The sequence below is a fragment of the Microcoleus asticus IPMA8 genome, assembly GCF_013179805.1.
Lineage (GTDB): Bacteria > Cyanobacteriota > Cyanobacteriia > Cyanobacteriales > Microcoleaceae > Microcoleus > Microcoleus asticus.
In genome coordinates this window covers 1-6267 of the sequence record NZ_SRRZ01000210.1, presented here as the reverse complement: position 1 = coordinate 6267, position 6267 = coordinate 1, and the positions used below count along the sequence as shown (strand labels likewise).

General features: G+C 47.8%; 6 protein-coding genes and 1 riboswitch. Of the genes, 3 read left to right on the top strand and 3 right to left on the bottom strand.

The features are described from left to right. Window positions 1-406: 406 nt before the first annotated feature. The 3 genes from cbiE to E5S67_RS30515 all read right to left on the bottom strand — a co-directional run bounded on the left by cbiE (window position 407) and on the right by E5S67_RS30515 (window position 2705). On the bottom strand, window positions 407-1615 hold the full coding sequence (cbiE, locus tag E5S67_RS30525) for a precorrin-6y C5,15-methyltransferase (decarboxylating) subunit CbiE (protein WP_172193019.1): 1209 nt from the start codon (window positions 1613-1615) through the stop codon (window positions 407-409). 20 nt (window positions 1616-1635) lie between these two features. Then, on the bottom strand, window positions 1636-2133 hold the full coding sequence (locus E5S67_RS30520) for a GNAT family N-acetyltransferase (RefSeq protein WP_172193018.1): 498 nt from the start codon (window positions 2131-2133) through the stop codon (window positions 1636-1638). A 167-nt stretch (window positions 2134-2300) separates the two neighbouring features. After that, window positions 2301-2705 (bottom strand): hypothetical protein, encoded by a 405-nt coding sequence (locus E5S67_RS30515; RefSeq protein ID WP_172193017.1) that lies wholly within the window; start codon window positions 2703-2705, stop codon window positions 2301-2303. A gap of 204 nt (window positions 2706-2909) precedes the next feature. Continuing rightward, window positions 2910-2989: riboswitch (adenosylcobalamin-variant (AdoCbl-variant) riboswitch) on the top strand. A 42-nt stretch (window positions 2990-3031) separates the two neighbouring features. On the opposite strand from E5S67_RS30515, the gene cobG reads away from it, so the two are divergent. The 3 genes from cobG to E5S67_RS30500 all read left to right on the top strand — a co-directional run bounded on the left by cobG (window position 3032) and on the right by E5S67_RS30500 (window position 5968). After that, complete coding sequence (gene cobG / locus E5S67_RS30510; protein WP_246277064.1) at window positions 3032-4483, top strand: precorrin-3B synthase; 1452 nt, start codon at window positions 3032-3034, stop codon at window positions 4481-4483. Window positions 4484-4631: 148 nt separating this feature from the next. Continuing rightward, on the top strand, window positions 4632-5261 hold the full coding sequence (locus tag E5S67_RS30505) for a precorrin-8X methylmutase (protein WP_172193016.1): 630 nt from the start codon (window positions 4632-4634) through the stop codon (window positions 5259-5261). Then, the gene (locus tag E5S67_RS30500) at window positions 5258-5968 is read left to right on the top strand and encodes a precorrin-2 C(20)-methyltransferase (RefSeq protein ID WP_172193015.1); all 711 of its coding nucleotides are present in this window, start codon (window positions 5258-5260) and stop codon (window positions 5966-5968) included. Before E5S67_RS30505 ends, E5S67_RS30500 begins: the two co-directional genes overlap by 4 nt. Window positions 5969-6267 lie beyond the last annotated feature (299 nt).

Below are 6267 nucleotides of genomic sequence, written 5' to 3'. Positions count from 1 at the left end.
AAGTTGACGTTGGAAGTTATTGCTTCTTTGACGGGATGGGAATTTATTTTAGATGCTCTATCTGTAGCATGACTTTAGGAAATTGGTATTAGTAACTGATACTCAGACTGCGAAATTACCCCTTCAGTTTTTTGCCCTGAAGACCAGTATTTTTTAGCCTCTTGCCCAACCGTCATTTTCCAAGCTTTAAAACGATCTCGCCTGCGAGCTTGTTGTGATACTGGTGGGCCACCTACTATGAACTCAAATCTCGCCAAAGTATTTATAAATAGAAGATCGGGAATTATTTTATATGACTGCTAATTTCCTGGCTGTGGTCTCCGACGGTTCGGGGTACGGTGAGATACAATTTTATCGCAATTGCGGGATAATATTCTTGATGTTGAATCTCGTTTTTATTACCTTTTTACCCCTTAACTACCGCCCACTGAGTCACAGGTACAAGCGGTTTCCAACCCTGAAAAGAGCCGATCGCCCCTACTCGCTGAATGCCAATTCTAATTAGTTCCCCACCATAACGATCGTGCCATTGCAAAACTTTAAACTCGCTCTCAACTGTCACCGCATTAACAACTAATCGGCCGCCTTCACCTAAAGCATTCCAGCAAGTTTCCAGCACAGTTTCTGCGGTGACACCGCCGCCGATGAAAATGGCATCCGGTTGAGGCAAATTTGTCAGGGCTTCCGGCGCTTCTCCCGCCACGATTTCGAGTTCGGGAACGCCCAAAGTCGAGGCATTTTCAGCGATGTATTGCAATCGAGTCGGATGGCGCTCGATCGCGATCGCCCTGCACCGAGGATGACTCCGCATCCATTCGATCGCGATCGAACCGCAGCCAGCCCCCACATCCCAAAGCAACTCTCCCGGAATCGGTGCTAACGCTGACAGAGTAACGGCTCGAACCTCTCGCTTGGTAAGTTGTCCGTCGTGGCGATATGCAGCATCTGGCAAACCCGCAGTTCGGGGAAAAAGCAGGGTTTCGCGATCGGCTGCAACTGCAATCGCGATCGTGTTCAAATCAGCCAAATCCGCTGCATTCCAGGCTGCTGCTACCCCCTCCATCCGGCGTTCCGAGTTCCCTCCCATCCGCTCGAACACGGTCATCAAACTGCTGCCAAACCCCCGCTGTGTCAACAATTCAGCCACCTTTCCCGGCGTGTGTCGATCTCCGCTTAAAACCAGCAATCGCGCGCCGGGAGACAAAGCAAGGGCGATCGACGCGATCGGGCGATTTGTCAAACTGAAAGTCTCAACATCCGCCAAAGCCCAGCCCAGACGGGCGCAAGCAAGACTAAAAGCCGATGCAGCGGGAATTACAGTCATTTCCGAAATAGGAATCTGGCGCGACAGCGTGACGCCAATACCGTGACACATCGGATCGCTGCTGGCTAGCACGCACACAGACTGTCCCCGGCGGCGGATGATTTCATCGACTGTTGCTTGTAGGGGCGAAGCCCAAAGCAATTGTTCGCGGGTGTCGTCGGTTGGTAGCATTGCTAGGTGACGGGCACCGCCGACAACGACTTGAGATCGATCGAGTAGACAACGGGCGATCGCACTCAATCCCGAAAGTCCGTCTTCGCCAATCCCCACCACCGAAAGCCATTTGTGCATTGCGCCCTTACTGCTAATTACTACTTATCGATTCTAAAGAATAATATCGGATTTCCATTCATAATTCTTTCTTCAACTTGCCTCATTCCGAGTCTTTCTGCGACTTTAAGCGACTCAATGTTTGGGCGATCGCAGCTTGCGACAATATAGTCCAAGCCAAGTTCATTCAAACCATACTCCAATATTTTGGTTGATGCTTCAGTAGCGTAACCTTTTTTAAGTGCTTTCGGCAGCAGTGCGTAAAGCAACTGGGGCTGTGCTTCTTCAAAAAAATACCACAAACCAACAAATCCTATGATTTCTCGATCGTTCTTTGTCTCGATAAACCACAAACCGAATTTCTTTTCTTCAAAAAGTCTTTTGTTCTCGACCAGCATTTCTTCCACTTGTTGCAGCGACAATATTTCGCCGTCACATAGATATCTCCTAACATAAAAATTAGTAAACATTTCGTGGAGCGTGTTGAGGTCGCTCTCTACAATCGGTTTCAAAACCAATCTCTGAGTTTCAATTATCATGCGGATTATTTTTCTCAGGTTCAATAACGCTCGCACCTATCAATATTAGTCCAGGACGCACGGGTGGTCATAAACCGGCTTTTTCGACAATACTTGGTTATCGCGCGCAGATAAGGCAAAAAACCCGGTTTATGCAGGTTTTGCGTAACTATAATTAACAAACAGGGCTAAACCACTGTAATCACTGGATAATTGTAACTTTCCTTGACTACCAAACCATCTTTCCAATAGCCGATCGAGATTTGGTTGCTTTTGGAATCAATGATTTGACCTTCAATTTTAACGGTGTAATCATTGTACCAATTGGAAATTACTACAAAATCATAATTTTTGTCCGCTGAAACAGCGATGTCTTGACTAATTAATTTTGATTCTCGAAACTCAACTAACATTTCTTGAAAAAAGATTTCTCTTCCTTGGCGGCAGTTTTCTTTGCCGCTAGTAATCGTACCATCTCCTTCAATCATCACAGTGTCATCCGAGTAGTATTTTTGCAAAGCTACTGATGTTTGGAATGTCTCAACAAGGTGATTGATATCTGCGAGTTTGATTTGCAATTCTTCAATTGTCATAAATAACGCGATCGCAGGTTTTATAGCCGAAGTTAGAAGTCACGCACTCTAAGAGTGATTTTGACTTCGATTATAGATTATAAAAAATTATTTAGGAATCAGCAAGATAATAAAACGAATTTCCCCCCTAACAGGCGAGCTCGCCCGGAGATTTGTTAAGAAACTCGATCGATCTGGCTGATGCCGATCGACTTGTGATAGATTTCTTAAACCTGAAAGCGGGAAAGTCCGGTGCAATTCCGGCGCTGTGCCGCAACTGTCAAAGTCAGAATGCCGATTTCAGGAGTTTACTTTAGATTCCCTGCGTCGCACGGGGAGGAGTTTCTTTGTTAGCTTTGAGTGAATTGCCGACTTGTCCAGGTTTATTTTACGGTTCCCGCGCCCGAGACGGAATATTATCGAGAATGCGGATTCCGGGGGGAATTTTAAACGCGCACCAGTGTCGGACGATCGCCGATTTGGTCGATCGATACAGTACCGGTTGTTTGCAAGTAACGAATCGGGCGAATTTGCAAATTCGAGACTTGAATTCGCCAGTTTCTGATGAAGTTTGGCAAGATTTGCTGGAATTGGGATTGGCATCTCGCCGCATTGAAGTTGACCCGATTCGCAATATTATGGCAAGTCCGACAGCAGGGATCGATCGACAGCAACTACTCGATACTCGCCCGCTAGTGAAAGCTTGGGATGATTACCTGCAAACGCATCCCGAATTATCGGAACTTTCGCCTAAGTTCAGTATTGGCTTCGACGGCGGGGAGTTGGTTTCGATTCGCGATTTACGCAACGATATTTTATTAGCTGCTGAAGGGCGATCGGCAAAATCAGAAATCGTTTTTCGGCTGCATTTAAACGGCGAGACAGGAATTTTAATCCAACAATCGCAATGTATTTCAGTATTAGCCGCCCTCGCTAGCACCTATCTTGAATACACAAAAAATCGGCCTCGAATTGATGGCAAAAAACCGCGTTTGCGTCACCTGCTGACAGATTGGGGCGCTGAAAGTTATCTAGAAAGGGTAGAGAGGAATTTACCGTTTGTAGTGCAGCGAAGATCGATCGCCTCATTTGAAAAATCCATCCCCAATCACCAACATCTCGGCATTTATCCTCAGCAACAGTCGGGTTTCTCCTACATGGGAATTGCACTGCCCCTAGGTAGGCTAGAATCAAAACAACTGCGGAATTTGGCAAATTTAGCCCAAAATCTAGCCAGCGGTACCCTGAGACTTACGCCGTGGCAAAATCTGTTGATTTCTGACATCCCCAACTCCCAGCTTTTTGAGGTAAAACAGCAAGTTGCCGATTTGGGATTGCACTCATCGGCGACTCGCCTAGATTCGTGCTTGGTGGCTTGTGCCGGCAGCAGCGGCTGTGCGTCGGCGGCGACAGATACTCAAAGTCACGCTTTAACAATGGCGAGGGATTTAGCGCAAAAATTGACGATCGACCTGCCGATTAACATTCATTTCAGCGGTTGCGAAAAATCCTGCGCCCAGCACCGGCCAATTGATATCACGCTGGTAGGAATTCAGATGGAGCGAGGAGACGAGGCGATCGAAGGCTACAAGATTTATGCGGGTAGAAAAGATTTGCCGTTCGGGCGACCAATTTTTCCGGCGGTTAGTGCCGCCGAGATGCCCGGTGCGATCGAGCGAATGTTGCAGGTATATCAGCGGTTTCGAGAGCCTTTGGAGTCATTCGGTGAGTTTGTCGATCGGCAGGCGATCGACCAATTTCAGGAGTTGTTGAACACCGAAGATGGGAATTTAAAGTGAAAAAAGATTCCATTAAAACTGACAAGTTTTAATCATTTCTCTTTCTATATCTCTCGATGTTTCTTCCTTCGCGTCCTTTCCCTCTTCGCGGTTAATTCAAAAAATCTATTTCACAAATCCAACAAACTTCCCATAGCAGTTTTAAACAATGATTGACTATATTCGAGACGGAACAGAAATCTACACCAAATCCTTTGCCACAATTCGAGCCGAAACAGATTTGTCAAGCTTGCCGCCCGATTTAGAATCGGTAGCCGTGCGACTAATTCACAGTTGCGGCATGACCGATATTGTTACAGATTTAGCAGCTTCGCCCGGGGCCGCAACCTGCGGACGCCAAGCCCTCGCCGCCGGTGCGCCGATTCTCTGCGATGCCCGGATGGTGGCCGAAGGCATCACTCGCAAACGCCTTCCCGCCGACAATCCGGTGATTTGCACCCTCTGGCATTCCGAAATCCCGGAGTTGGCGCGGCAAATGGGAAATACTCGATCGGCCGCGGCGCTTGATTTATGGCTGGACAACTTGCAGGGTGCGGTTGTGGCAATTGGCAATGCCCCGACTGCTTTGTTCCGACTGCTGGAAATGCTGGATGCCGGAGCACCCAAACCGGCTTTAATTCTGGGTTTCCCGGTAGGATTTGTGGGGGCTGCTGAATCCAAAGCCGAACTGGCCGCCAACAGTCGGGGAGTGCCATTTATTACGTTGCACGGGCGGCGCGGTGGCAGTGCAATGGCAACGGCGGCCGTGAATGCGTTAGCGAAAAAGGATGAATTATGACTGAGGCTACTGGTAAATTGTACGGTTTGGGTATTGGGCCTGGCGATCCTGAGTTGATTACTTTGAAAGCTTATCGGATTTTGCAATCGGTGCCGGTGATTGCCTATCCGGCGATGGAAAATGGTAAGGTGCTGGCGCGGGCGATCGTCGCAGATTATCTGCGCCCGGAGCAAATTGAGATTCCGATGCCGCTGCCTTTTAGTCCGACGCGATCGTCTCAACCTTATTACGATATTGCTGCGGAGAAAATTGCGGCACATCTCAGCGAGGGACGGGATGTGGCGGTCCTGTGTGAGGGCGAACCTTTTCTCTACGGCTCGTTTATGTATCTATTCAACCGTTTGTCGGGGACATTTACGACTGAAGTTGTGCCGGGAATTTCTTCGACAATGGCGAGTGCGGCTGCGTTGGGAGTGCCGCTGACTTATCGTAACGATGTGTTAAGTATTATGCCTGCGACGCTGGATGCTGAGGTTTTGCGCGATCGGCTGGCGGTTGTTGATGCTGCGGTGATTATTAAGCTGGGCCGGCATTTTGCGAAAGTCCGGGACGTGCTGATTGAGTTGGGACAGTTCGATCGAGCACTGTATATAGAACGCGCAACTATGCCGAATCAGCGAATTCGGGCGATCGTAGATGTCGAGCCCGCTGAAGTTCCCTATTGGGCTCTGATTATGATACCCAGTCAGCAAAAGTCTGTATCTTAATATTTCCATGCCTGAAGGCGACGCGCTTCCAGGCTTTACCTACTTTTTTGTGCATTCTTGCCCATTTATCCAGCTTTCCTCATATTGATAACTTAACCTTATAACTTGCATCAGTTAATCTGTTGTTAAAATACTTTACAAACATTAGAATATGCTTTATATTTATTTACATGGCGGAACACAAAGCCGTCACGAACATTGACAAATCAATAAAGCAATCATAAAACCATGACCACAACCTTACAGCAGCGCGAAAGCGCCAACCTGTGGGATCAGTTTTGCAACTGGGTCACCAGCAC

Excerpts from the sequence above, each read along its gene's own strand:
- E5S67_RS30520 (WP_172193018.1), bottom strand. The coding sequence starts at position 2,133 with ATGATAATTGAAACTCAGAGATTGGTTTTGAAACCGATTGTAGAGAGC.
- E5S67_RS30505 (WP_172193016.1), top strand. The coding sequence starts at position 4,632 with ATGATTGACTATATTCGAGACGGAACAGAAATCTACACCAAATCCTTT.
- cbiE (WP_172193019.1), bottom strand. The coding sequence starts at position 1,615 with ATGCACAAATGGCTTTCGGTGGTGGGGATTGGCGAAGACGGACTTTCG.
- E5S67_RS30515 (WP_172193017.1), bottom strand. The coding sequence starts at position 2,705 with ATGACAATTGAAGAATTGCAAATCAAACTCGCAGATATCAATCACCTT.
- E5S67_RS30500 (WP_172193015.1), top strand. The coding sequence starts at position 5,258 with ATGACTGAGGCTACTGGTAAATTGTACGGTTTGGGTATTGGGCCTGGC.